1 protein-coding gene is annotated in these 248 nt (G+C 68.1%); it reads left to right on the top strand.

What is annotated here, in order from left to right:
• Positions 1 to 60 precede the first annotated feature (60 nt).
• A partial coding sequence (locus tag ACLJNW_RS27335) for a glyceraldehyde 3-phosphate dehydrogenase NAD-binding domain-containing protein (RefSeq protein ID WP_410961689.1) occupies positions 61 to 248 on the top strand: 188 nt, incomplete at its 3' end.

The raw sequence follows: 248 nt of genomic DNA, 5'->3' as shown, positions 1-248 counted from the left end.
GGCCCATCCCCCGCATAATTGGCGCCTTTCACTGGCCCCTTGCCGGAGCTATCCCTGCCGATGTCCACCCCGCCTTTTCGCGTCGCGCTCAATGGCTATGGCCGTATCGGCCGCTGCGTCCTGCGCGCGCTGCACGAGCGCCCGGAGCAACTGGGCTTCGAGATCGTCGCGCTGAACGACCTGGCCGACCAGGCCAGCGTCGAGTACCTGACCCGCTTCGACTCCACCCCTGGCCGCTTTCCCGGCGA

It is taken from the genome of Salmonella sp. SAL4457, assembly GCF_046548235.1.
Classification (GTDB): Bacteria; Pseudomonadota; Gammaproteobacteria; order Enterobacterales; family Enterobacteriaceae; genus Salmonella; species Salmonella enterica.
The sequence above is the reverse complement of the archived record's forward strand: the minus strand, read 5'-3'. Positions and strand labels throughout refer to the sequence as shown.